The following is a 22,626-nucleotide window of genomic DNA, read 5'->3' as shown; positions in this document are numbered from 1 at the left end:
GGGGTGTCCTGGACGGGCCGTCGACCCTGTAGCGTCGGAGCTGCCATGGATATCGCCTACATTCCCAGCCCGTCGCGGGGCGTCCTGGAAATCGGACCCGTCCCGCTGCGCGCCTACGCCTTCTGCATCATCCTCGGTGTCGTCGTCGCCGTCTGGCTCGGCAGCAAGCGCTGGGTCGCCCGCGGTGGTGGCAAGCACACGGTCGGCGACATCGCCGTCTGGGCTGTGCCGTTCGGCCTGGTCGGCGGCCGGCTCTACCACGTGATCACCGACCACCAGCTGTACTTCGCCGAGGGCAAGAACCCCTGGAACGCCTTCAAGATCTGGGAGGGCGGCCTCGGCATCTGGGGCGCGATCGCGCTGGGCGCGGTCGGCGCCTGGATCGGCGCCCGCCGCCGGGGCGTGCCGCTGCCCGCCTACGCCGACGCGATCGCCCCCGGCATCGCGCTCGCCCAGGCGCTGGGCCGCTGGGGCAACTGGTTCAACCAGGAGCTCTACGGCCGCGAGACCACCCTGCCGTGGGGCCTGGAGATCAAGAAGACGCTGCCGAGCGGTGAGGTCGTCACCGGGATCTACCACCCGACCTTCCTCTACGAGTCGCTCTGGTGCGTGGGCGTCGCGGCGCTGGTGATCTGGGCGGACAAGCGCTTCACCCTGGGCCACGGCCGGGCCTTCGCGCTGTACGTGGCCGCGTACACGGTGGGCCGGTTCTGGACCGAGTGGCTGCGCATCGACGACGCGCACCACATCTTCGGCCTGCGGCTGAACGACTGGGTGGCGATCTTCGTCTTCCTCGGCGCCGTCGCGTACCTCGTGATCGTCGGGAAGAAGCACCCCGGCCGCGAGGACCCGGCGAGCATCGACCCGATGGCGGCGGCGGAGGACCGGGCGGTGGCCGCGCCGGCCGACCGGACCGCCGACGAGCCGGGTGGCACGTCGGACGAGAAGCCGGGCGACGCGTCGGGCGGGAAGCCGGACGGGGAGTCGGAGCGGAAGTCGGGCGGGAAGGCCCAGGACGCCCTCGCCGAGAAGCTCGACAAGTTGGAGAAGAAGGACGCCGGGAACCCCGCCTGAGCTGCGCCGATCCAGGCCCCCGGCCGCCCTCCGCACCCTGTGCGGAGGGCGGCCGCCGTCATGTTCGGACAGCCTTACTTTGCTGGAAATGCCCAGGTCAACAGGGCTACGGTCAGTAAGTAAGGCGATCGGACCAATGGACGGAGGGGGAAGAGTCGTGACCGCGACCATCCTGGAGCACGAGGCCGGGCAGCACCCGCGGATACCCGCGGCGGGGCACCACCGGGACGTCAACGGCGGCTGGCTGCGGCCGGCGGTGTTCGGCGCGATGGACGGACTGGTCTCCAACTTCGCGCTGATGACCGGCGTCGTCGGCGGCGCCGTCTCCAGCAGCACGGTGGTGCTCACCGGCCTGGCCGGGCTGGCCGCCGGCGCCTGCTCGATGGCGGCGGGGGAGTACACCTCGGTGGCCTCCCAGCGGGAGCTGGTACAGGCCGAGATCGAGGCGGAGCGGCTGGAGCTGAGCCGCAACCCGCACGGCGAGCTGGCCGAGCTGGCCCAGGTGTACGTCGACCGCGGAGTGGAACCGGAGCTCGCCCACGAGGTGGCGCGGCAGCTGTCCGCCGACCCGGACCGGACGCTGGAGGTGCACGCCCGGGAGGAACTGGGCGTCGACCCCAACGACCTGCCCTCGCCCTGGGTGGCGGCCGGGTCCTCCTTCGTCTGCTTCGCGGTGGGCGCGCTGCTCCCGCTGCTGCCGTACCTGCTGGGCGCGACCTCGCTGGTGCCGGCGCTGCTGCTCTCCGCGGCCGGGCTGTTCGCCTGCGGCGCGGTGGTGGCGCGGGTGACCGCGCGCAGCTGGTGGTTCAGCGGGCTGCGGCAGCTGCTGCTGGGCGGGGTGGCGGCCGGGGTGACGTATCTGCTGGGGTGGCTGATCGGCGGGCAGATCGGCTAGGGCCGCACTTTGCAAAGTGCACTTTGCAAAGTCTGCCGGGACTTTGCAAAGTCCCGGTCCGGACCTGCGGAGGCGCGCGCCGGGGGGCCGGGGGCGGGGGCCGAGGGTCGGGGAGCGGGTCCGGTCGGCGGGGGGACGGCACGCTGTGCTGTTGCATGGTTATGCATACCCCTGGGTGACATTGCGCACATGGGGCTCCGGCTCCGCCTGGCTTGTCTCAGTATTCGAGCCGATCGGGCCGAGGAATCGCATCTGCCGATCGAGTGTGGGAATGGATTCGCAGGCACCCCTGGTCAACGCCCGTGGCGGGCGGATGTCGCCCCTGTTTCAGGCGGTCGACGGCCGGGCACAATCGTCAGGGCGTGCGGCGCGGCACGCCCTCCCGCAGCACCCGTGACCTGCGGATCCGTCCCGCGATGTGGACGAGGTATCCCGCTTCCCGGGATGTTCGGCATCATGTAACTTGCACGAAATCGCATCAGGGCCAACGTCGTCCCTACTGCACCAGCCTCCAAAGACGACGACGGGAGAGCCGATGCTGTCTGCATCCATGCACTCCGCCAACGAGCCCCAGGCCGGCGCCGCCCGCCCGCCGTACGCGCTCGTTCCGGATGCGCGACCTGCTGCTCAGGGCCTGTACGACCCGCGAAACGAGCACGACGCCTGTGGCGTCGGATTCGTCGCCACGCTGACCGGCATCGCCGACCACACCGTCGTCGAGCAGGCACTGACCGTGCTGCGCAACCTGGAGCACCGCGGCGCCACCGGCGCCGAGCCGGACTCCGGTGACGGCGCCGGCATCCTCACCCAGGTCCCCGACGCCTTCCTGCGCGCCAAGGTCGACTTCGAACTCCCGGCCGCCGGCTCCTACGCGGTCGGCATCGCCTTCCTGCCCGACGCCGACGACCAGGACGCCGCCGCCGTCGCGCGGATCGAGGCCATCGCGGCCGAGGAGGACCTGACCGTCCTCGGCTGGCGCGACGTCCCGGTCACCCCGGACCTGCTGGGCGCCACCGCCCGCGGCGTCATGCCCCGGTTCCGCCAGCTGTTCCTCGCCGGCGCGGACCGGAGCGGCATCGAGCTCGACCGGGTCGCCTTCGTGGTCCGCAAGCGCTCCGAGCGCGAGGCCGGGGTCTACTTCCCGTCGCTGTCCGCGCGCACCATCGTCTACAAGGGCATGCTGACCACCGGCCAGCTGGAGCCCTTCTTCCCCGACCTGTCGGACCGGCTCTACGCCTCCGCGCTCGGCCTGGTGCACTCGCGCTTCTCCACCAACACCTTCCCGAGCTGGCCGCTCGCCCACCCGTACCGCTTCGTCGCGCACAACGGCGAGATCAACACGGTCAAGGGCAACCGGAACTGGATGACCGCCCGGGAGTCCCAGCTCGTCACCGACCTGATCCCGGCCAACCGCAACGGCCAGGGCCTGGAGCGGATCTTCCCGATCTGCACCCCGGACCACTCCGACTCGGCCTCCTTCGACGAGGTCCTGGAGCTGCTCCACCTCGGCGGCCGCTCGCTGCCGCACGCGGTGCTGATGATGATCCCCGAGGCGTGGGAGAACCACGTCACGATGGACCCGGCCCGCCGCGCCTTCTACCAGTACCACTCCAACCTGATGGAGCCCTGGGACGGCCCGGCCTGCGTCACCTTCACCGACGGCACCCGGATCGGCGCCGTGCTGGACCGCAACGGCCTGCGCCCCGCCCGCTACTGGATCACCGAGGACGGCCTGGTCGTCCTCTCCTCCGAGGTCGGCGTGCTCGACATCGAGCAGACCCGGGTGGTCAAGAAGGGCCGGCTGCAGCCCGGCCGGATGTTCCTCATCGACACCGCCGAGCACCGGATCGTCGAGGACGAGGAGATCAAGTCGGCGCTGGCCGCCGAGCACCCCTACGCGGAGTGGGTCGAGGGCGGGCAGATCGAGCTCACCAGGCTCCCCGAGCGCGAGCACATCGCGCACACCCACGCCTCCGTCACCCGCCGCCAGCAGACCTTCGGCTACACCGAGGAGGAGCTGCGGGTCGTCCTGGCGCCGATGGCGAAGACCGGCGCCGAGGCGCTCGGCTCGATGGGCACCGACTCGCCGATCGCCGCGCTGAGCGAGAAGCCGCGACTGCTGTTCGACTACTTCGTGCAGCTCTTCGCGCAGGTCACCAACCCGCCGCTGGACGCCATCCGCGAGGAGCTCGTCACCTCGCTGCTGTCCAACCTCGGCCCCGAGGGCAACCTGCTGGCCGCCGAGGCCGCGTCCTGCCGCTCGGTCGGCATCACCTTCCCGGTGATCGACAACGACGAGCTGGCCAAGCTGGTCCACATCAACGCGGACGGCGACCAGCCCGGCCTCAAGGCCGTCACGCTGTCCGGCCTGTACCGGGTCGCCACCGGCGGCGAGGGCCTGGCCGCCCGGCTCGCCGCCATCGCCGCCGAGGCGGACGCCGCGATCGCCGACGGCGCCCGGATCATCGTGCTCTCCGACCGGCACTCCGACGCCGAGCACGCCCCGATCCCCTCGCTGCTGCTCACCTCGGCGATCCACCACCACCTGATCCGCACCAAGCAGCGCACCCGGGTGTCGCTGCTGGTCGAGGCCGGCGACGTGCGCGAGGTGCACCACGTCGCGCTGCTGATCGGCTACGGCGCCGGCGCGGTCAACCCGTACCTGGCCATGGAGTCGGTCGAGGACCTCGTCGCCCAGGGCACCTTCCTGACCGGTGTCGAGGCCGAGAAGGCGATCAAGAACCTGATCAAGGCGCTCGGCAAGGGCGTGCTCAAGGTGATGTCCAAGATGGGCATCTCCACCGTCGCCTCCTACCGCGGCGCGCAGGTCTTCGAGGCCATCGGCCTCGCCCAGGAGCTGGTCGACGCCTACTTCGCCGGTACCACCAGCAAGCTCGGCGGCATCGGCCTGGACGAGGTCGCCAAGGAGACCGCCGCCCGGCACGCCAAGGCGTACCCGGCCTCCGGCATCCCGGCCGCGCACCGCGCCCTGGACATCGGCGGCGAGTACCAGTGGCGCCGCGAGGGCGAGCCGCACCTGTTCGACCCGGACACCGTCTTCCGGCTGCAGCACTCCACCCGCAACCGCCGGTACGACATCTTCAAGCAGTACACGGACCGGGTGAACGAGCAGTCCGAGCGGCTGATGACGCTGCGCGGCCTGTTCAAGCTGGACGGACTCGGCCGCACCCCGGTGCCGGTCGAGGAGGTCGAGCCGGTCTCCGAGATCGTCAAGCGGTTCTCCACCGGCGCCATGTCGTACGGCTCGATCTCCCTCGAGGCGCACGAGACGCTGGCGATCGCGATGAACCGCCTCGGCGCCAAGTCCAACACCGGTGAGGGCGGCGAGGACCCGGACCGCCTGTACGACCCGGAGCGCCGCTCGGCGATCAAGCAGGTCGCCTCCGGCCGCTTCGGCGTCACCTCCGAGTACCTGGTCAACGCCGACGACATCCAGATCAAGATGGCCCAGGGCGCCAAGCCCGGCGAGGGCGGCCAGCTGCCCGGCCACAAGGTCTACCCGTGGGTCGCCAAGACCCGGCACTCCACCCCGGGTGTCGGTCTGATCTCGCCGCCGCCGCACCACGACATCTACTCGATCGAGGACCTGGCGCAGCTGATCCACGACCTCAAGAACGCCAACCCCGAGGCCCGCATCCACGTGAAGCTGGTCTCCGAGGTCGGCGTCGGCACGGTCGCGGCCGGCGTCTCCAAGGCGCACGCGGACGTCGTGCTGGTCTCCGGCCACGACGGCGGCACCGGCGCCTCGCCGCTCACCTCGCTCAAGCACGCGGGCGGCCCCTGGGAGCTCGGCCTCGCCGAGACCCAGCAGACCCTGCTGCTGAACGGCCTGCGCGACCGGATCGTGGTGCAGACCGACGGCCAGCTGAAGACCGGCCGCGACGTGGTGATCGCCGCGCTGCTGGGCGCCGAGGAGTTCGGCTTCGCGACCGCCCCGCTGGTGGTCTCCGGCTGCATCATGATGCGCGTCTGCCACCTGGACACCTGCCCGGTCGGCGTCGCCACCCAGAACCCGGTGCTGCGCGAGCGCTTCTCCGGCAAGCCGGAGTTCGTGGTCAACTTCTTCGAGTTCATCGCCGAGGAGGTCCGGGAGATCCTGGCCGAGCTGGGCTTCCGCTCGATCGAGGAGGCCGTCGGCCACGCCGAGCACATCGACGCCGAGGCCGCGGTCGACCACTGGAAGGCCGCCGGGCTCGACCTGGCCCCGCTGTTCCACGTGCCCGAGCTGCCCGAGGGCGCGTCCCTGCACCGCACCACCACGCAGGACCACTCGCTGGACAAGGCCCTGGACAACCAGCTGATCGACCTGGCCCAGGACGCCCTGGAGAACGGCGACGCCGTCCGCATCCAGCTGCCGATCCGCAACGTCAACCGGACCGTCGGCACCATGCTCGGCCACCACGTGACCAAGCGGTACCGCGGCGAGGGCCTGCCCGAGGGCACCATCGACGTCACCTTCACCGGCTCGGCCGGCCAGTCCTTCGGCGCCTTCGTGCCGCGCGGCGTGACGCTGCGGCTGGAGGGCGACGCCAACGACTACGTCGGCAAGGGCCTGTCCGGCGGTGTGCTGGTGGTCCGCCCGGCCCGCGACGCGGCGGCCATCGGCAACGACGCGCAGAACCACGTCATCGCCGGCAACACCATCGGCTACGGCGCCACCAGCGGCCGGATCCACCTGCGCGGCAAGGCCGGCGAGCGGTTCGCCGTCCGCAACTCGGGTGCCACCCTGGTCGTCGAGGGCGTGGGCGACCACGCGCTGGAGTACATGACCGGCGGCCGGGTCGTCATCCTCGGCGAGACCGGGCGCAACCTGGCGGCCGGCATGTCCGGCGGTGTCGCCTACGTGCTGGACCTGCGCCCGGCGAACGTCAACAGCGGCATGGTGGGCATCGAGGCCCCCGGTGCCGCCGACCGCGAATGGCTGCGCGAGACCGTGCAGCAGCACTACGAGGAGACCGGCTCCACGGTCGCGGCCGAGCTCCTGGCGGACTGGGGCAGCGGGGTCTCCCGCTTCTCCACGATCATGCCGACCGACTACAAGGCAGTGCTCGCCGCCAAGGACGCCGCTGAGCGCGATGGCCTCTCCGAGGCCGAGACCACTCGCAAGATGATGGAGGCGGCACGTGGCTGACCCCAAGGGCTTCCTGACCACGCCCAAGCAGCTCGCCGAGCGGCGTCCCGTGGACGTGCGCATCCGGGACTGGAACGAGGTCTACGTCGAGCGCAGCCTGCTGCCGATCATCACCAAGCAGGCCGGCCGCTGCATGGACTGCGGCATCCCGTTCTGCCACAACGGCTGCCCGCTCGGGAACCTCATCCCCGAGTGGAACGACCTCGCCTACCGGGACGACTGGTCCGGCGCGATCGAGCGGCTGCACGCGACCAACAACTTCCCGGAGTTCACCGGGCGGCTCTGCCCGGCTCCCTGCGAGTCGGCCTGCGTGCTCGGCATCAACCAGGACGCGGTGACCATCAAGAACGTCGAGGTCACCATCATCGACAAGGCCTGGGACCGCGGCGGGGTCACCCCGCAGGTGCCGGAGCGGCTGTCCGGCAAGACGGTCGCCGTGGTCGGCTCCGGGCCGGCCGGCCTGGCCGTCGCCCAGCAGCTCACCCGGGCCGGGCACACCGTGGTGGTGTACGAGCGGGCCGACCGGATCGGCGGCCTGCTGCGGTACGGCATCCCCGAGTTCAAGATGGAGAAGCGCCACATCAACCGCCGCGTCGAGCAGATGCGCGCGGAGGGCACCCGGTTCCGCACCGGTGTGCACGTGGGCGAGGACATCACCGGGCAGCAGCTGCGCGAGCGCTTCGACGCGGTCGTCGTCGCGGCCGGCGCCACCACCGCCCGCGACCTGCCGGTGCCCGGGCGCGAGCTCAAGGGCGTCCACCAGGCGATGGAGTACCTGCCGCTGGCCAACAAGGTGCAGGAGGGCGACTTCGTCGAGCCGCCGATCAGCGCCAAGGGCAAGCACGTCGTGGTCATCGGCGGCGGCGACACCGGCGCGGACTGCGTCGGCACCGCCCACCGCCAGGGGGCGGCCTCGGTCACCCAGCTGGAGATCATGCCGCGACCGGGCGAGGAGCGGCCGGCCGGCCAGCCCTGGCCGACCATGCCGATGACCTACAAGGTCACCTCCGCGCACGAGGAGGGCGGCGAGCGGATCTACTCCGTCTCCACCACCCACTTCAGCGGCGACGAGGAGGGCAACGTCCAGGAGCTGCACCTCGTCGAGGTGGAGTTCAAGGACGGGAAGTTCGAGCAGGTGCCGGGCAGCGAGCGGGCGATCCCGGCGCAGCTGGTTACCCTGGCGATGGGCTTCACCGGCACGGACGTCCGGAACGGTCTGGTCGAGCAGCTGGGCGTGGACCTCGACGCACGCGGTAATGTGTCCCGGGACGCGAAGTTCGCCACCAATGTCGATGGCGTCTACGTCTGCGGCGATGCCGGCCGTGGCCAGTCGCTGATCGTCTGGGCCATCGCGGAGGGCCGCTCGGCCGCCGCGGCGGTCGACACCTACTTGGGCGGCAAGACCCCGCTGCCCGCACCGATCCGGCCGACGGACCGCCCTCTGGTGGTCTGATCCGGTCCAGGTAACCCGGCGCTGCACTCGCCGGGTCGCACCGAGCCGCACCCCGTCAGCGTCGCCGGGCCACCGCGGTCCCTGGCGCCTGCCCACATCCCCGACCAGTTTGGGGGCAGGCGCCGTTCGCGTACCCGGGGGCGGTTCAGGGGCCGGCCGGGAAGTGGACGGGGCGGCCGGCGAGGTTGAGGACCACCCGGTCGCCGAGGGGGCGGGTGAAGGCGAATCGGGGGTCCCGCCGGACCGGGACAGTAGCCGTCCCGCGACTGGTGACCTGCGGGTGGGTCGCCGACCGGACGGCGGTGACGGTGATCCGGGTGTTGCAGGGCTCCGAGGTGCAGGTGGCGCGCGGTTGGGCGAGGTACTGCTCGTAGTGGGCGCGCGGGTCCGTCAGCGGCAGGGGCAGCGTTCTTCCGTCCGGGAAGGAGACCGTGCCGCGGCCGCGCGGGGCCGGGAAGTCCGCCCCCAGGTCCATCGGAGTGCGGCGGTGGGCAGGCGTCTCAGCACCACGTCGGGGACGTTCGGCCGCGCGTGCGGGTTCCGTCAACTGTTGTCGGTTCCGGCCGAGTTGTGGTCGACCTACGGGTGGTGGCGGGGGTTGGGGATGTGCATCGCGGCGGCGGGGGACTAGAGTGCGTTCCGGGGAGCTACGGTTCGGCTACCGCGCGTATCCGGACGCTGCTCGTCCGGGCGGCCCCGTGGGGGCGGAAGATCCCGATGAGGGCGTTCCGAGGACTGTTGTTCGTCGGTCCCTGGTGGAAGACTGCGGCCACGGCCGGGGGGCTGCTGACGTGCGGAGGTTGAGGCGATGAGTGCGACTCAGGCGGGTGGCGGTGCCACGGTGCGGCGTCTGCTGCTGGGGTCGCAACTGCGGCGGCTCCGGGAGGCCCGCGGGGTCAGCCGGGAGGAGGCCGGGTACTCGATCCGGGCCTCCGAGTCGAAGATCAGCCGGATGGAGCTCGGCCGGGTCGGCTTCAAGGAGCGCGACGTCGCCGATCTGCTGACCCTGTACGGGGTGGACGCGGAGCCGGAGCGGGCCTCGGTGCTCGGGCTGGTCCGGGCGGCCAACGCGACCTCCTGGTGGCACGGGTACGGGGACGTCCTGCCGGGCTGGTTCCAGAACTACCTGGGCCTGGAGGAGGCCGCCACCGAGATCCGCAGCTACGAGGTCCAGTTCGTCCACGGGCTGCTGCAGACCGCCGACTACGCGCGGGCGGTGATCACCCACGGCGGTCACGTCCACGAGGCGGCCGAGATCGAGCGGCGGGTGGAGGTGCGGCTCAAGCGGCAGCAGGTGCTGGGCGCCGAGCGGGCGCCGCGGCTGGTCGCGGTGCTGGACGAGGCCGCGCTGCGCCGTCCCTGGGGCGGTCCGGAGCTGATGCGGGCGCAGATCGACCGCCTGCTGGAGCTGACCGAACTCCCCAACGTGGTGCTCCAGGTGATGCCGCTGGGCTTCGGCGGGCTGCGCGCGGAGGGCGGGGCGTTCTCGGTGCTGGCCTTCGACGAGCAGGAACTGCCGGACATCGTCTATCTGGAGCAGTTCACCACGGCCCTCTACCTCGACAAGCCGGCCGAGGTCGCCGAGTACGCGGGCGCGATGGACGGTCTGGTGGCGGACAGCCTTTCTCCTGACCGGACACGAGAAGTTCTCCGCTCCGTACGCCAGGAGCTGTAGCAGGTAAGTACGATGAGGCCCGATCAGTTCTGATCGCGAACGACCGTTGGAGCATCGCGGGCGTTCCCGAACGGTATGAGAGGGATCGGATGTCGTACCTTTCCGAGTTGGCGCTGCAGTACATCGACGGCGAGTGGCGCGAGGGCAGCGGCTCCTGGGACATCGTCGACGTCGACCCCTTCACCGGGGACAAGCTCGCGAGCATCACCGTGGCCACCGTCGACGAGGTCGACCAGGCGTACCGGGCCGCGACGACGGCGCAGAAGGAGTGGGCGGCCACCAACCCCTACACCCGGCGGCTGGTCTTCGAGCGCGCGCTGCGGATCCTGGAGGACCGCGAGCAGGAGATCACCCGGGACATCATGGCCGAGCTCGGCGGCACCGCCGTCAAGGCCTGGTTCGAGCTCTCCCTCACCAAGGACATGCTGCGCGAGGCGATGCAGCTGTCCCTGCGGGCCGAGGGGCGGCTGCTGCCCTCGCCGGTGGACGGCAAGGAGAACCGGCTCTACCGGCTGCCGGTCGGCGTCGTCGGGGTGATCAGCCCGTTCAACTTCCCGCTGTTCCTGTCGATGAAGGCCGTCGCCCCGGCGCTGGCGCTCGGCAACGGCGTGGTGCTCAAGCCGCACCAGGAGACCCCGGTGGTCGGCGGCACCCTGATCGCCAAGATCTTCGAGGAGGCGGGCCTGCCGGCCGGCCTGCTGAACGTCGTCATCACCGACATCGCCGAGATCGGTGACGCGTTCATCGAGCACCCGCTCGCCAAGGTGATCTCCTTCACCGGCTCCGACAAGGTCGGCCGGCACGTCGCCACCGTCGCCGCCTCCCACTTCAAGCGGACCGTGCTGGAGCTCGGCGGCAACAGCGCGCTGATCGTGCTGGACGACGCCGACCTGGACTACGCCGTGGACGCGGCCGTGTTCAGCCGCTTCGTGCACCAGGGCCAGGTCTGCATGGCCGCCAACCGGGTGCTCGTCGACCGCAGCGTCGCCGAGGAGTTCACCCGCAAGTTCGTCGCCAAGGTCGCCACCCTGAAGGTCGGCGACCCGAGGGACCCGGCCACCCACATCGGCCCGCTGATCAACCCGGTCCAGGCAGACGCCATCTCCGCGCAGGTGGACCAGGCCGTCGCCGACGGCGCCACCGCGCTGCTGCGCGGCACCACCGTCGGCAGCCTGATGGACCCGGTCGTGCTCGGCGGCCTGCCGGCCGGCGCGCCGATCCTGCAGCGCGAGCTGTTCGGGCCGGTGGTGCTGGTGGTCGAGTTCGACGGCGAGGACGAGGCGGTGCGGATCGCCAACGACACGCCGTTCGGGCTCAGCGGCGCGGTGCACACGGCCGACGTCGAGCGCGGGGTGCGGGTCGCGCAGCGGATCGAGACCGGCATGATCCACGTCAACGACGGGACCATCGCGGACGAGCCCGTGGTGCCGTTCGGCGGGGAGAAGAGCTCGGGCGTCGGCCGGCTGAACGGCGAGTCCACGGTGGACGCCTTCACCACGGTGAAGTGGATCTCGATCCAGCACGGGCGCAGCCGCTTCCCGTTCTGAGCGGATCCGAGGACCCGGCCGGCCCCGCTGGAGGGGCGGCCGGGTCCCCCGCGGTGGCAGATGTTCGACGGATCGAAGGGGTGGCCGGGTGACCGGATTTCAGGAGATCGGCCGGGAGTGGCTCACCGGTGACGGTGCGGGCGGTGCGCGGCCGCCCGCCGACCTGCGCCCCGAAGTCCCGCACCCCGCCCGGATGTACGACTACTACATAGGCGGCAAGGACAACTTCCCGGCCGACCGCGAGGCCGCGGAGCGGGTGCTCGCGATCAGCCCGATGGTGCGGATCAGCGCCCTCGCCAACCGGGCCTTCCTCGGCCGCGCGGTGCGGCACCTCGCCGAGGACGGCGTCCGCCGGTTCGTCGACATCGGCACCGGCATCCCGAGCGGCGGGAACACCCACGAGATCGCCCAGCGGGTGCGGCCCGACGCCCGGGTGGTGTACCTCGACAACGACCCGATCGTGCTGGTGCACGGCCGTGCGCTGCTGAGCGGCACCACCCCGGAGAGCACCGCGGTGGTCCAGGCCGACCTGCGCGATCCGGCGGGGATCCTGGCCGCCCCGGAGGTCCGGCAGGCACTGGACTCGGGCGAACCGGTCGGGCTGCTGCTGGTCGCGGTGCTGCACTTCGTCGACGAGCAGGACGACCCCTACGGCATCGTGCGCACCCTGGTGGACGCCCTGCCGTCCGGCAGTCGGCTCGTCCTCTCCCACGGCACGCTGGACTTCACCCCCACCGCCGACGCCGGCCGCGGCCCGGCCGTCTACCGCAACGCCTCCGCCCAGCTCACCATGCGCTCGCGCGAACAGGTGCTGCGCTTCTTCGAGGGCCTGAAGCTCACCGACCCCGGCCTGGTCACCGCCCCCCTCTGGCGCCCCGACACCCCCGAGCAGCCCACCGACTCCCAGGTCGGCATCTGGGCGGGCGTGGCGGAGAAGCCCTAGCCGTTCCGGTCGGCCGGGTACCGGAGCAGCTCGGAGGTCGCGAGCTCGAAGGCGAACGGCTCCGGGACCGGCACGGCGTCGCCGAACTTCCCGGTCCACCGGCGGTGGTAGACGCCGTTGCCGGGCTCGGAGTGCAGGGTGAGGGTGCCCTCGCGCGGGTCGATCACCAGGTAGAGCGGGATCCCCATCTGCGGGTAGTCGCGGACCTTGCCGACCAGGTCGTTCTCCGGGTTGGAAGGGGAGACGATCTCGACGGCGATCACGGCCAGCTCTGCGGGAACCTGGTTGCCGCCGAGCTCGACGGTGGCGAGCGGGATGTAGGTCAGGTCGGGATTGCGGAGCTTGCCCGTGTTCGGAGAGCTCAGATCGGTGTTCTCGCTGGGCATCAGGTCTTTCGGGCGACGGGCATCGAACTGCTCGCGGACGAGCAGCAGATTGCGCTGGTGGATCACCGACGGCCCGGCCATCATGATGATCTCGTCGCCCGACACCTCGATCTTCCAGCCCGACGGTGGGGTCAGGCTCTGGGCGTAGGCCAGCAACTGGGCCTGCCGTTCGGGGATCCGGAACTCGCTCATGGGGCCATCCTCTCATCCGGTGGTGCGTCTCCGGATAGTAGTTCGTGGTGCGAATTACGGCTGTTAGGCTGGTCGGATGGCGAAGAGCGAGGGTGGCGGTACCGGGGTCGTGGGGGCGTTGGTGCGGGCGGCGTTCCTGGTGGACGCGGTGTATGCCGATTCGGCGCGGGAGTTCGGGTTGACGTCGCAGCAGGGGCAGTTGCTCTGTGTGCTGCTGGGGCGGTCCTACGTGATGGGGGAGTTGGGCGGTGTGCTGCGGCTGGCCAAGTCCAGCCTGACCGGTCTGGTCGACCGGTGTGAGCGCAACGGGCTTGTGCGGCGGGAGAGTTGCAAGGGCGACGCGCGTGCCGTGTGGGTGCTGCTGACGGCGGAGGGGGCGGTGCTGGCGGAGCGCTTCTACGCGGAGACCTGTCGCCGGATCGACGAGCTGCCCGCCGGGCTCTCCGGGGCGGAGCGGGAGCTGCTGGGCGGGCTGCTCGGCCGGGTGGTGCTGGACAACAAGGTGCCCCTGGTGTTCGGGGAGTAGCGGGCGTTGGGGCTTGCGGGGGTTGAAGTTCGCGTCACGAACTAATATGTTCGTGACGCGAACTTCAGCTCCTTTTGCATGTGGGGGAACGATGAGCATCGGGAACGCGGGCGTCGTCTTCGGATTCGGCGCACCGGGAGACCTCGCCGACGCGGCGGGCCTGCTGGACCTCGTCCAGCAGGCCGACCGGGACGGGCTGGACCACTTCTCGCTGTCCGACCACCCGTACGTCGGCGGGCGGGTGGACGCGTACGCCGCGCTCGGCTTCCTGCTCGGGCGGACCGGGCGGATCAGCGGCTTCGTCAACGTCACCAACCTGCCGACCCGGCCCGCACCGATGCTGGCGCGGACCGTCACCTCGCTGTCCGCGCTGTCCGACGGGCGCGTGGTGCTGGGGATCGGCGCCGGCGGGGTCTGGGACCGGATCACCGACCTGGGCGTCGAACGGCTCACCCCGGGCGAGGCGGTGGAGGCGTTCGAGGAGGCGATCGTGCTGGTCAAGCGGCTGTCGGGCGGCGGCCCGCCGGTCACCCACGAGGGGCGGCACTACCGCGTCCGGGAGATCGAGCCGGCGCCCGTCGCCGCGCCGCCGGTGTGGACGGGTTCCAACGGCCGCAAGTCGCTGGCCGCCACCGGCCGGGTCGCCGACGGCTGGATCCCCGGCCACGCGGCGGACTGGCTCAGCGAGCGCTACCGCACCTCGCGGCCGGTCGTCGACGAGGCGGCCGCCGCCGTCGGACGCGACCCGCGCGAGATCCGCACCGTCTACAACCTGCCCGGCCGGATCACCGACCGGCCGCTCGCCGCGACCCGCGACGCGGACGGCAGGTGGCTCGGCGGCTCGGTGGGCCAGTGGGTGGAGGAGCTGACCGGCGCGGTGCTGGAGCACGGCGCGTCCGGCTTCACCCTCTTCGCCGCCGACCACGGTTCGCCGGACCCGGTCACCCTCGGCCGGTGGGCGCGGGAGGTCGCCCCGGCGGTCCGGGAGGCGGTCGGGGGCGAAGCGGGTGAAGCGGGTGAAGCGGTCGGGGACGCGCGCGGGAAGGGCTGAGCCCGCTCTCAGGCCGTGCGGGCCTCGCGGCGGTAGCCGCCCGGGGCGAGGCCGAACTCGCGCTTGAAGGCCTTGGCGAAGGCGTACTCCGAGCCGTAGCCGGTCTTCGCGGCGACGGCGGTGAGCGGGGCCTCGGACTCGCGCAGCAGGCGGGCCGCCGTGGTCATCCGCCAGCGGGTCAGGTACGCCATCGGGGGCTCGCCGACCAGGGCGGTGAACCGGCGGGCGAAAGCCGCCCGGGAGAGGCCGGCCCGGCCGGCCAGCGACTCCACGGTCCACGGCGTGGACGGCGCCTCGTGGATCGCGGTGAGCGCCGGTGCCACCGCCGCGTCGCCGAGCGCCGCCGCCCAGCCGGCGGCGGTGGCGGGCGGCTGCTCCTCGAACCAGGCCCGCAGGATGTACAGCAGCAGTGAGTCGATCAGCGCCGGGACGATGCCGGCCGAGCCGATCCGCGGGTTCTCCAGTTCGGCGCCGAGGAGTTGGACGGCCGCGCTCAGCTCGGGGTGGCGGCCGTGCCGGGTCTGCAGGTGGACGATCTCCGGCAGTTGCCGCACCAGCGGGTGCGGGCGCGCCTGGTCGAGGTGGTAGTTGCCGCACAGCAGGCTGGTGCGCGGCCCGTCCCCGCCGACGGTGACGGTGCCGATCGGCAGGCTCGGCCGGAACTGCGAGGGCTGCTCGGGGAAGGCCGGGGTGTCCGGCCGGTCGGCGAGGACGTGGCCCCGGCCGTCCCGCAGGAAGACCACGTCCCCCGGGCTGAGCGCGATCGGCTCGGCCGTGTCGTCCTCCAGCGGCACCAGCCAGCAGGTCCCGTAGAGGACGACGTGGAACCCGGCGCCGGCGACCGGGGGCAGCCGCAGTCCCCACGGGGCCCGGCCCTCGGTGCGGACGGAGGCGGGCTGCCCCGTCCGCATCGAACCCAGTGCCTCGGTCAGGATGTCCATGCCGCCTCCCCCGGTCGGTACGTGTTCCACCGGAACCCTACGGCTCAGGCGACGGTGAGGACGATCTTGCCCTGGGTGCGGCCGGTGGCGATCAGTTCGTGCGCCTTGCCGGCCTCCTCCAGCGGGAAGGTCTCGGCGATGTGCGGCCGGATCCGGCCCTGCTCGACCAGTGCGGCGATCGCCTCCAGCGAGGCGTAGTCCGGCTCCACCGAGATGCCGGCGAACCGGCGGCCGGCGGCCTCGACCTCGGCGGCCAGCGCGGTGTTCCAGTGCTCCATGATCGAGACCAGGACGCCGCCCTCGCGCAGCACCTCCAGCGAGGCGGTGCCCTGCGAGGAGGAGTCGAGCACCACGTCCACCTGGCCGACCGTCGACAGGAAGCCCTCGGTGCGGTAGTCGATCACCTCGTCCGCGCCCAGGCTGCGCACGAAGTCGTGCTTGGGCTCGCTCGCCAGGGCGATCACGTACGCGCCGCGGGCCTTGGCGATCTGGACGGCGAGGTGGCCGACGCCGCCGGCCGCGCGGTGGATCAGCACCCGCTGCCCCTCGGACAGGCCCGCCGCGTCCACCAGGCCCTGCCAGGCGGTGAGCGCGGCCAGCGGCAGCGCGGCGGCCTCGACGTGGTTCAGCGCGGTGGGCTTGCGGGCCACCTGGCGGGACGGCACCGCGACGTACTCGGCGTAGCCGGTGGCGGCCCGGGGGAAGAACGGCAGGCCGAACACCTCGTCGCCGGCCTTGAACCGGGCACCCGGACCGGCCACCTCGACGACGCCCGAGATGTCCCAGCCGACGCCGAAGGGCGGCTCGCCGAGCAGCGGGTAGGCGCCCGAACGGACCGCCACGTCCACCGGGTTGACGCCGCTGGCGTGGACGCGGACGAGCACCTCGCCGCCGCGCGGGGCGGGCCGGTCGGTCTCGACGACCTCCAGGACCTCGGGGCCGCCGACGGACTTCTGGACAACTGCGCGCATGGGACTGCTCCTTGTCGGTGCGGTGTGCTGCTCTCGGTGACGTGGTCAACGGTAGGCAGGGCGGGCGCGCGGCTGAATATCCTGCGGTCTCGGGAAGATGTCCCAGCGTCTCGCCGGCCGGTCGTCCTGGCGTTCCGTCCCTCGGACGGCTCCCGCGGTGGCCCCTCCCACGGCGGGAGGGTCCACCGCGGCGGCGTGCGCGAACAGGACGCTCCGCACCGTCGGGCGCTTCGCCCGGCTCTGCCGGCTGGGCGTCGAACAGCTCCGCCACTACGGCGACACCGGGCTGCTGCCGCCGACCCGGCCCGCCAACTGCCCCTGGCCGCCCGGACGACGGAGCCGTCCCGGATCGAGCGGGAGGCGGTGGCGGAGCCGGTCCGGCTCAGGAGTCGGCGCTCAGGTCCCCGATGCGGACGAGGGGCCGGCCGGACCGCCGGCAGTGCCACCAGGCCCGCTCCCCGTCGTCCGGGTCCGCGGCCGGTACCAGCAGGTGGACGTGGCCGGGACAGGTCGGCCACTGGAGGAACTCGTAGCCGGTGACGTGGTCCTGCACCTGTTCGGCGACGAGCGCGGTGAGCGGCCCGGGCGGCAGGTAGGGGTCCACTTCGAGGGTGTACCGCAGGCCTCGGGCGCTGCCGAGGCCGAGCAGGAAGCCGGACCAGGGCTCCTCGGAGAGCTCCCAGCAGGCACCGGCCGGCAGTCGGGCGCCGGCCGGCAGGTGGCGCAGGTCCCGCCCGACGCGGGCGCAGGGGATGTGGAACCCGGTCGGCACATCGGCCGGGGGCGGGGCGTCCAGGGGCCAGGCGGCGATGGTGGTCCGCATACGGGCCAGGCTACCGGCGAGGGTTGGGCGGGGGAGGGGGAACAGCCCCCGGGGTACGGGCCCCGGGGGCTGTTCCGGCCGTGCGGGCCGGTCGGGCGTTCCGGCCGTGGGACCGGGTCGGTCAGAAGACCGGCTGGCCGGCCCGGACCAGGCGCCAGGAGTCGGCGGCGAAGTCGGCCGGGTCGATGACGCCCTTGGCCTTCACCCAGGCGATCATCGCGTTGCGGATCTCGTCCGAGTTGGCCCACACCTTCTGGGAGGCCGCGACGTGCGGGAAGTTGCCGCCGCCGTTGGCGCGGTAGTTGTTCACCGCGAGGACGAACTGGGCGGTGGGGTCGATCGGACGGCCCTCGAAGCTGAGGTTGACGATCCGCGAGCCGACCGGCTGGGCGATGTCGATGTCGTACGAAACGCCGTACACCGAGTCGTAGTTGTAGTCCGGGGTGTTCTGGGCGTTGGTCAGGGTGGCCTTGTCGACCGGCGCGCCCGGGGCGAGCTGGTTGTAGTACTTGGCCGAGAACTCCAGGTAGTCCTTGATCTGGGCGCCCGTCAGGATCCGGGCCTCCAGGGTGTTCTCGTAGATGTACAGGCCGGCCGCGTCGCGCAGCTTGACCTGGCCGGCCGGGATCACGGCGGTGCGGTTGAACGGCGCGGCCTGGGCGAGCACCGGCAGCTTGGCGTACTGGCCGCCGGCCAGCGCCGCGCGCACCACGTCGGCCTGGACCCGGCCGATGAGGTCGATGATCGGGGTGTCCTTGAACGGCGCGTCGGCGATGGACAGCGCGACCTTGGCGGTGCCGATGACCTGGTTGACGTACTCGACGACCTTCTTGTGCTGCTCGGTCATCAGGTCGACGATCTCCGGGTCCTCCGGGACCGTGTTGGAGTTCAGCACCCGGGAGGAGAGCGAGACGACCTTCCACGCGCCGCCGTCGAGCTCGACCTCGAAGTCGAAGCAGGTCAGCCGCTGGCCCCAGCACAGCGGCTCGGACAGCACGACGGTCTTGCCGGTCTCCTTGTTGACGACCAGGCGCTGCGGGATCTCCTTGTGGGCGTGGCCCACCAGGACGGCGTCGATGCCGGGCACCTGCTCGGCCAGCGCGACCGAGACGTTCTCGCCCCAGGGCAGCTGGTCGCCGTAGGAGGTGGCCTCGTCCATGCCGGAGTGGCAGGCGATCACGACGACGTCCGCGCCGGCGGCCCTGACCTTCGGCACCCAGATCCTCGCCGTCTCGACGATGCCCGGGAAGGTCATCTTTCCGGCGACGTTCGCCTTGTCCCAGATCGCGATGCCCGGGTTGGTCAGGCCGACGATGCCGACCTTGAGGGCCGGGCCGCTGCCGAGCTTGACCTTGCGGATGACGTAGGGCGGGAAGGCCGGCTTGTCGTTGCGGGCGTTCAGCGCGTTGGCGCCGAGCAGCGGGAAGTCCAGCTGCTCCTCGTAGGCGCGCAGGGTGTCGATGCCGTAGTTGAACTCGTGGTTGCCGAGCGCGGCGGCGGTGTACTCCATGGTGTTCATGGCGAGCGCCATCGGGTGCTCGGGCGCGGTGTCGGCCTCGGTGGCGATCGGCTCGACCCGGGCGTAGTAGTAGGTCAGCTGGGTGCCCTGGATGGTGTCGCCGGCGTCGATGAGCAGGCAGCGGTCCCAGCCCTTCTCCTCGCGGACCTGCTTGGCCAGCGTGGAGATCTTGGCGAGGCCGACCTCGTTGTGCGCCTTGTCGGCGTAGACGGCGTCGGTGAAGTAGTCCCAGTTGAGCACCCGGCCGTGGAGGTCGGTGGTGCCCATGACGGTGAAGGCCTGGCGCTTGGTCCGGCCCTTGGCGCGGGCCTCGTCCGGTCCGGCCGCGGCCGCGGGCGAGGCGGCGGCGAGGGCGCCGCCGCTCACGAGGGCGGCTCCGGCGGCGGTGGCGGCGGACCGGGTGACGAAGTCACGGCGGTTCAGGGGCATGGACGACTCTCCCGGTGGGGACGGCGGCAACGGACCGTCAACGACGGCCGGGATCGCCGCCGGTGACGGCGGGAAGGCGCGTTGACGCGCGTAGAAGTACGCGCGTAGAAGTCTGCCGTGCGCTCCCCTCCGGCGGATAGTCCCCGGACCTTTCCAACAGGTGAGATCTTGGCGACTCGTTCGTGACCCGGGCGGGCGGGTACCGCACCCGCCCGCCCGGACCGCGGCGGAGCACCGCCGTCCTCCTGGCGGAGCACCGCGTGGGCTGCCTGGATGCAGCCCTCGCGTACCGCGTGGGCTGCCTAGATGTAGCCCTCGCGCACCGCGTGGGCCACCGCGTGCGCCCGGTTGCGCAGTTGCAGCCGGGTCGTCAGACCGTGCAGCACGTTCTTCACGGTGCGCTCGGAGTACGACAGCCGGGCCGCGATCTCCCCGGTGTCCCAGCCCTCGGCGACCAGCCGCAGCACGTCCGACTCACGCTCCGACAGACCCGTCGGAGCCTGGCCCGGCATGCCCTGGACGGACCGCTGCAGCCGCCCCACCTGGGCGATCAGCCGCCCCTGGAGGTCGGCCGGCAGGTCGCCGTCGCCCCGGGCCGCGGCCAGCACCGCCCGGCCCAGCCGCTCCGGCGTCGCCTCCCGTCGCCACAGGATCGCCGCCACCCCGCACTCGACGGCCTCCATCAGCTCGGTCTCGCGAAGCCGCTCGACCACCAGCACCACCCGCTGCCCGGCACCGCGGACCAGCCGGCGCAGGGCCGCCGTCGCGGCCGCGTCGGCGGACTCGGCGACCAGCACGGTGACCGTGCCCGGACCGGCCGCACCGCTCGGGTCGACCACCGCCACCCCGGGGAAGCGGCGCAGCTGCGCCTCCGCCCCCGCCCGGGAGAGCGGATCGGCGGCCTGGACGGCGACCGGCACCGTCGAGCTGCGGGCGGCCGCCGCGGCGACCGCCCGCCCGGCCCCGGCCGCACCGCGGACGGCGACGGCGGCCTGCGGGTGGACGGCTGCCGCGGCGGTACCGACGGCATGGGTGTTCGTGGTGACCGAGCGGGACGCCGTCGGGCGCTGCGGCGGGACCGTACGGGTGGCGGACGCCGACCCGGACGACCCCACCGCCGTGCCCCGGCGGTCGTACTCGGTGTGCAGAACAGTCAAATCTGGCCCCCTCCTGGAGAAGCCGGCCGGCCACCCGGCGGACCCCGAACGTCAGGGCGTGGCGCCCCACCCGGGTCGGCCGACCGTTTCGACGGCGATCCGGGAGCGCTGCCCGTGCCCCGGAATCAACCACCATGCTTCCCGCCCGGGCAGGCTCCCGGCCATCGTGGTCCACCACGAGATCGGGCCCGCCGAGCGGTCCCCGCCGATCGGGGGAGGCAACGTTTTCGGCCCCCCAGGTGGTCTGGAAGTTCGGAGAGGTGGGTCGAGGGGCCGCCGGAACACCGCGAAACCGTCGAATCGGGCGGTCGGAGCGGCCCGGACCGGCCCGCAGCGGTCCGGGCGGGAAACCCCGTCCGCGGGCGCGGAAACCTGACTCGCCAGTAACGCGTGGTTAGTACGTCAAGCCGTTTTCCCGGTAGAACGACAGGCAGTGCCCGTTCGGACACCGACGAAGACCCGGGAAGGGCAAAGAGGAGCACCTGGATGAGCACCGCCACGTCCACCCGCCTCGTGGACCGCGAACCGCAGCTGCGGCTGATCGCCGACCGGGCCGCCGGCGCCCGCCGCGGCACCGGCCACGTCCTGCTGCTCACCGGCGCCGTCGGCACCGGCCGCACCGCGCTCCTCGCCGAGGCCGCCCGCCGGGCCGCCGCCGACGGCACCACCGTGCTGCGCGCCCGCTGCTCCGCCGAGGAGGCCACCACCCCCTACGCGGCCGCCCGCCAGCTCTTCGACACCGGCCCGACCCCGGCCGGCCCCTACGTCCACACCGCCTGGGCCCCCCGGCCCGCGGCCGCGGGCCCCGCCGAGGCCGGCGCCGGCGGCATCGAGCCCGACACCGCCGAGTCCACCCTCTGGTCCCTGCTCCGGCTGCACGGCACCCACCACCCGCTGCTGCTGGCGATCGACGACATCCACCTCGCCGACGAGCCCTCCCGCCGCTGGCTGCGCCAGGTCGCCCGCCGGATCGACCGGCTGCCCGCCCTGCTGGTGGCCACCGAACGCCGGCAGGCCACCCTCACCGGCGGGACCGACCGCTTCGCCCGCGACCTCCCGCCCGAGCTCGCCACCACCCTGCGGCTCGCCCCGCTCGACACCCCGGCGGCCGTCCTGCTCGCCGGACAGCGGCTCGGACCCGGCACGCCCCCCGGCCTGGCCGCCGACTGCGCCCGCGCCACCGGGGGAAACCCGCTGCTGCTCACCGCGCTGCTCGCCGACCTCGCGGCGGCGGACGGCGGCGGCGAGGGTGCGGACGGCGGCGATGGTCGGGACGGTGCGGAGGACGGGGAGAGCGCGGAGGGTGGCAACCACGAGGCCGCCGTGCCCCCCGCGACAGCGGCCCGGACACTGCCGCCCGCCCGGACGCTGCCGCCGGCCCTCCCCGAGCGGTGCGGCGCCCTCCCCGGCGGCGCCTTCGCCGAAGCCGTCGAGACCTGGCTGCACGGCGCCGGCGAACGCGCCGTCACCGCCGCCCGGGTCCTCGCCCGGATGCACGAGCACCCCGCCGCCGACGCCGCCCCCACCCCCGGCACCCCGCCGCTGGACCCCGTCCCCCTGCTCGCCCACCTCGCCGCCGCCGACCCCGGCCGGCTCACCGGCTGGCTCGCCGACCTCACCGCCCACCACCACCTCGACACCTCCGACGCCGGCCGCTGGCCCCGCTTCGCCCACCCCCTGCTCGCCGACGCCGTCCTCACCGGCCACGCCCCCGGCCACCGCGCCGACGTCCACCTCGCCGCCGCCGAGCACCTCCACCACGCCGGCGCCCCCGACGAACTCGTCGCCGGCCACCTCCTGCTCACCCCCGCCCCCGCCCCCCACTGGGCCGCCGACACCCTGCGCCGCGCCGCCCGCGGGGCCGCCGACACCGACCGCCCCGCCGACGCCGT

17 protein-coding genes are annotated in these 22,626 nt (G+C 72.7%); 10 read left to right on the top strand and 7 right to left on the bottom strand.

What is annotated here, in order from left to right; all coding sequences use genetic code 11:
* The first annotated feature begins 45 nt into the window (after positions 1-45).
* From lgt to BI06_RS27805, 4 genes are all read left to right on the top strand, one after another.
* Complete coding sequence (gene lgt / locus BI06_RS27820) at positions 46-1,074, top strand: prolipoprotein diacylglyceryl transferase (protein WP_030391393.1); 1,029 nt, start codon at positions 46-48, stop codon at positions 1,072-1,074.
* Positions 1,075-1,210: 136 nt separating this feature from the next.
* The gene (locus BI06_RS27815; RefSeq protein WP_078879573.1) at positions 1,211-1,969 is read left to right on the top strand and encodes a VIT1/CCC1 transporter family protein; all 759 of its coding nucleotides are present in this window, start codon (positions 1,211-1,213) and stop codon (positions 1,967-1,969) included.
* A 550-nt stretch (positions 1,970-2,519) separates the two neighbouring features.
* The gene (gltB, locus tag BI06_RS27810) at positions 2,520-7,121 is read left to right on the top strand and encodes a glutamate synthase large subunit (protein ID WP_199523370.1); all 4,602 of its coding nucleotides are present in this window, start codon (positions 2,520-2,522) and stop codon (positions 7,119-7,121) included.
* Complete coding sequence (locus BI06_RS27805) at positions 7,114-8,574, top strand: glutamate synthase subunit beta (RefSeq protein ID WP_030391390.1); 1,461 nt, start codon at positions 7,114-7,116, stop codon at positions 8,572-8,574. The genes gltB and BI06_RS27805 overlap by 8 nt, the downstream gene beginning before the upstream one ends.
* 145 nt (positions 8,575-8,719) lie before the next feature.
* Here the strand turns inward: BI06_RS27805 and BI06_RS27800 are convergent, their stop codons facing one another.
* Positions 8,720-9,049 (bottom strand): hypothetical protein, encoded by a 330-nt coding sequence (locus tag BI06_RS27800; protein ID WP_043472343.1) that lies wholly within the window; start codon positions 9,047-9,049, stop codon positions 8,720-8,722.
* Between the two features lie 333 nt (positions 9,050-9,382).
* Here BI06_RS27800 and BI06_RS27795 point away from each other — a divergent pair, with 333 nt between their 5' ends.
* The 3 genes from BI06_RS27795 to BI06_RS27785 all read left to right on the top strand — a co-directional run bounded on the left by BI06_RS27795 (position 9,383) and on the right by BI06_RS27785 (position 12,739).
* The gene (locus BI06_RS27795) at positions 9,383-10,249 is read left to right on the top strand and encodes a helix-turn-helix transcriptional regulator (protein WP_043472342.1); all 867 of its coding nucleotides are present in this window, start codon (positions 9,383-9,385) and stop codon (positions 10,247-10,249) included.
* A gap of 89 nt (positions 10,250-10,338) precedes the next feature.
* A complete protein-coding gene (locus BI06_RS27790) occupies positions 10,339-11,796 on the top strand; it encodes an aldehyde dehydrogenase family protein (protein ID WP_043472340.1) in 1,458 nt (485 codons plus the stop codon).
* Positions 11,797-11,884: 88 nt separating this feature from the next.
* Entirely contained in the window at positions 11,885-12,739 is an 855-nt protein-coding gene (locus BI06_RS27785; RefSeq protein WP_043472338.1) for an SAM-dependent methyltransferase, read from the top strand.
* Here the strand turns inward: BI06_RS27785 and BI06_RS27780 are convergent.
* Positions 12,736-13,317 carry a Uma2 family endonuclease gene (locus BI06_RS27780; RefSeq protein ID WP_043472336.1) on the bottom strand — a complete coding sequence of 194 codons (582 nt, stop codon included), beginning with the start codon at positions 13,315-13,317 and terminating at the stop codon, positions 12,736-12,738. The genes BI06_RS27785 and BI06_RS27780 overlap by 4 nt on opposite strands.
* Positions 13,318-13,393: 76 nt before the next feature.
* Here BI06_RS27780 and BI06_RS27775 point away from each other — a divergent pair, with 76 nt between their 5' ends.
* Complete coding sequence (locus tag BI06_RS27775) at positions 13,394-13,843, top strand: MarR family winged helix-turn-helix transcriptional regulator (RefSeq protein WP_043472334.1); 450 nt, start codon at positions 13,394-13,396, stop codon at positions 13,841-13,843.
* Between the two features lie 91 nt (positions 13,844-13,934).
* Positions 13,935-14,894 (top strand): LLM class flavin-dependent oxidoreductase, encoded by a 960-nt coding sequence (locus BI06_RS27770; RefSeq protein ID WP_043472332.1) that lies wholly within the window; start codon positions 13,935-13,937, stop codon positions 14,892-14,894.
* Between the two features lie 8 nt (positions 14,895-14,902).
* Here the strand turns inward: BI06_RS27770 and BI06_RS27765 are convergent, their stop codons facing one another.
* From BI06_RS27765 to BI06_RS27745, 5 genes are all read right to left on the bottom strand, one after another.
* A complete protein-coding gene (locus BI06_RS27765) occupies positions 14,903-15,835 on the bottom strand; it encodes an AraC family transcriptional regulator (protein WP_030391382.1) in 933 nt (310 codons plus the stop codon).
* Between the two features lie 44 nt (positions 15,836-15,879).
* Positions 15,880-16,806, bottom strand: a complete 927-nt coding sequence (locus BI06_RS27760; RefSeq protein ID WP_043472330.1) for an NADP-dependent oxidoreductase — start codon at positions 16,804-16,806, stop codon at positions 15,880-15,882.
* Between the two features lie 382 nt (positions 16,807-17,188).
* Positions 17,189-17,629 carry a hypothetical protein gene (locus tag BI06_RS27755; RefSeq protein ID WP_030391380.1) on the bottom strand — a complete coding sequence of 147 codons (441 nt, stop codon included), beginning with the start codon at positions 17,627-17,629 and terminating at the stop codon, positions 17,189-17,191.
* Positions 17,630-17,750: 121 nt separating this feature from the next.
* Entirely contained in the window at positions 17,751-19,577 is a 1,827-nt protein-coding gene (locus BI06_RS27750; RefSeq protein WP_043472329.1) for a bifunctional UDP-sugar hydrolase/5'-nucleotidase, read from the bottom strand.
* Between the two features lie 302 nt (positions 19,578-19,879).
* Complete coding sequence (locus BI06_RS27745; RefSeq protein ID WP_051742222.1) at positions 19,880-20,497, bottom strand: response regulator transcription factor; 618 nt, start codon at positions 20,495-20,497, stop codon at positions 19,880-19,882.
* Positions 20,498-21,220: 723 nt separating this feature from the next.
* On the opposite strand from BI06_RS27745, the gene BI06_RS54795 reads away from it, so the two are divergent.
* On the top strand, positions 21,221-22,626 hold a 1,406-nt coding region (locus tag BI06_RS54795; protein WP_158516466.1), incomplete at its 3' end, for an ATP-binding protein.

The organism is Kitasatospora sp. MBT66, from assembly GCF_000710405.2.
GTDB classification, from domain to species: Bacteria; Actinomycetota; Actinomycetes; order Streptomycetales; family Streptomycetaceae; genus Kitasatospora; species Kitasatospora purpeofusca.
Note: the sequence above shows the minus strand (reverse complement) of the source record. Positions and strands in the feature narration are given on the sequence as shown.